At 35.0% G+C, this 2,783-nt stretch carries 3 protein-coding genes; 2 read left to right on the forward strand and 1 reads right to left on the reverse strand.

Going from position 1 to position 2,783, the window contains the following annotated elements:
• Positions 1-1,957, forward strand: a 1,957-nt coding sequence (locus tag AC1DJR_RS24920; protein ID WP_477003757.1) for a DNA internalization-related competence protein ComEC/Rec2, incomplete at its 5' end; no start/stop codon positions are given.
• Positions 1,958-1,988: 31 nt separating this feature from the next.
• Here AC1DJR_RS24920 and AC1DJR_RS24925 read toward each other — a convergent pair.
• Complete coding sequence (locus AC1DJR_RS24925; RefSeq protein WP_000997609.1) at positions 1,989-2,123, reverse strand: YqzM family protein; 135 nt, start codon at positions 2,121-2,123, stop codon at positions 1,989-1,991.
• Between the two features lie 348 nt (positions 2,124-2,471).
• Between AC1DJR_RS24925 and AC1DJR_RS24930 the strand changes: the two genes are divergently transcribed.
• A partial coding sequence (locus tag AC1DJR_RS24930) for a DNA polymerase III subunit delta (RefSeq protein WP_477003758.1) occupies positions 2,472-2,783 on the forward strand: 312 nt, incomplete at its 3' end.

Below are 2,783 nucleotides of genomic sequence, written 5' to 3' on the forward strand. Positions count from 1 at the left end.
ATTACATGCAGGGATATCGTGTACATTTAAAGGGGAGGTGAAAGAACCACAAACTGCCCGGAATTTTCATGTTTTTGATTATCGTAATTATTTATATCAGCAAAAAATACATTTTATATTTGATGTGACATACATTTCTGAATGTCAAAAAACATCGTTGTCACTCGTGCAATGGATTTTCCTTCTCAGGCAACAAACAATCTCGAAAGTTACAGAAATGTTCCCGGAACAACCAGGTGCATTTATGAACGCATTATTATTTGGAGATCGACAACAAATGACGTTTGAAGTAGAAGAGCAATATCAACAATTTGGTCTTATACATTTGTTAGCAATTTCAGGATCGCATATCGTATTATTAATGGTTATAATGTATTTTGTTTTGCTAAGAAGTGGTGTGACGAAAGAGATAGCAACAGTATGCCTTATAGTTTGCATTCCTCTGTATATGATTATAGCGGGGGCGTCGCCATCTGTTGTGAGGGCTTCTATAACAGGAGTTTTATTATTGGTAGCTTTCATATGCTCTGTTCGCTTATCTAGTCTAGACGCCTTAAGTATAACAGCTATATGTATGCTTATATACGATCCGTATCTTATTTTCAACATTGGATTTCAATTTTCATTTGTAGGTAGTTTTTCTTTACTACTATCTGCGCCGATATTATTAGGGCGTAGTAATGGGATAGTTCGAAATTCTATTTACATTTCTATAATTTCACAGCTCGCTAGTACCCCCATCTTGTTATATCATTTTGGTTATTTTTCTCCTTATAGCATTTTCCTCAATCTTATATATGTTCCTTTTCTATCCATTATTGTATTGCCGTGTAGCATCATTATTCTTATATGTATGCCGGTTATTCCATTTTTCGCAAAAGGAATTGCATATGTACTTTCACTATGTTTAACCATTTCTAATGATTTTCTAAGTTACTGTGAAAGTTTCCCTTTCATCCGACTTACTTTTGGTCAAACTCCTTTATTTCTTGTGGCTATATATTGTTTTAGTATCGTTAGTATATTTGTGATTTGGGAAAGGGTAATAACGAAAAAAATTTTGTGCATAGTTGTGGGTGTGTTTCTTTTTATTAGTACTTGTCATTATGTATATCCATATTTTCGCGAAAGTGGGAGTGTTACATTTCTTGATGTTGGACAGGGAGATGCGATATTAATTCGTCTTCCGTACGATAAAGAGGTTTATCTTATTGATACAGGAGGAGCCCTTCCTGTCAAGAAGGAAGCGTGGCAACAGAAAAAGCATGAATTTTCTGTTGGGCATGATATTCTTGTTCCTTTTTTACAAAAAGAAGGTATAAAAACGATTGATAAATTAATTGTAACGCACGGAGATGCGGATCATATAGGTGCTGCGCTGGATTTGCTGTCATCTATTATTGTAAAAGAAGTTGTATTTGGGAGAAAGGAACAAGATACTGTATTGGAAAAAGTGGTGAAGAAAAAGGCGTTAGAAAAGAGCATGAAGATAAGTGTAGTAGGAGAAGGGGAAGGTTGGAGGGTAAATGAAGCGGAATTTTTCGTATTAGCTCCAAAGGGGAAAGAAAAGGGAGAAAATGACTCTTCGATTGTACTATGGGCCAGACTAGGGGGACTAACATGGCTATTTACGGGTGATCTAGAAGAAGAAGGAGAAAAGTTTATAGTATCAACATATCCTGATTTGCGGGCTAATATTTTAAAAGTTGCCCACCATGGGAGTAAAACATCGTCTACAGATCCGTTTTTAAGCCTTGTACAGCCTGCTGTAGCGATTATTTCTGTGGGGGAGCGTAATAGGTATGGGCACCCGCATAAGGAAGTTATAGAGCGTTTTAAGAAGATGGGTATTGATATATGGCGTACGGATAAGCAAGGTGCTATTTCCTATGTTTTTAATGGAGAAAAAGGAACCTTTCAAAGTAAAATCACATATGATGAAACACATAGAAGATGAAAAAAAGAAGACTGCCGTTAAGCAGCAGCCTTTAAGAACCGATGAATTTAATAACAGTTGCAATAATGAAAAGTGTTGCGAAAAAACCAAATGAGACGATAAATCCTACCCCTGAATCAATAGCGTCATTGCGTTTACTTTGAACGTTTTGTTCAAAATCATTCATTTAGAATCCCTCCCCAACATTCCATTTTAGTATAAAATATTGTCAGAAAAAAATCTACAATTTCCATATGAAGTGAAATAGAGTATTTTTATACTTTTTCTAGTTAGTTAAGTAGCGTGAATTTTTCATTTCCAATCATGTTAACAGTTGGCACTTATACTAAGATTATTATTGTAAATAATAAAGGGAAGGTGATTACCGCACACCAATAAGAAATCCGGGGCTTATTGCGTGGCGTTTTATATAAATAAAGGGGCGGGTTATAAAGACCGTCCCTTTGTACTTGTAAAACAAAAGCTAGGGCRTTAGTATAAATATATATTGCCAAGTTAGGGAGTAGGAAAAAATATGAGTGATATACATAAGAAGATTAAAAAGAAACAGTTCGCTCCGTTGTATGTACTGTATGGAACGGAAGCCTATTTTATAAATGAAACGATAAAGCTTATTACAACGGAAGCGCTTGAAGAGGAAGATCGAGAGTTTAATGTTGTGACATACGATTTGGAAGAAGCGTATTTAGAAGATGTAGTTGAGGATGCGCATACGCTTCCTTTTTTTGGAGAGCGTAAAGTTATATTAATAAAATCACCACTATTTTTAACGGCACAAAAAGAAAAATTAGAACAAAATATAAAAATTTTAGAAGAATATATTGGG

Source organism: Bacillus sp. 05T31 (assembly GCF_056396725.1).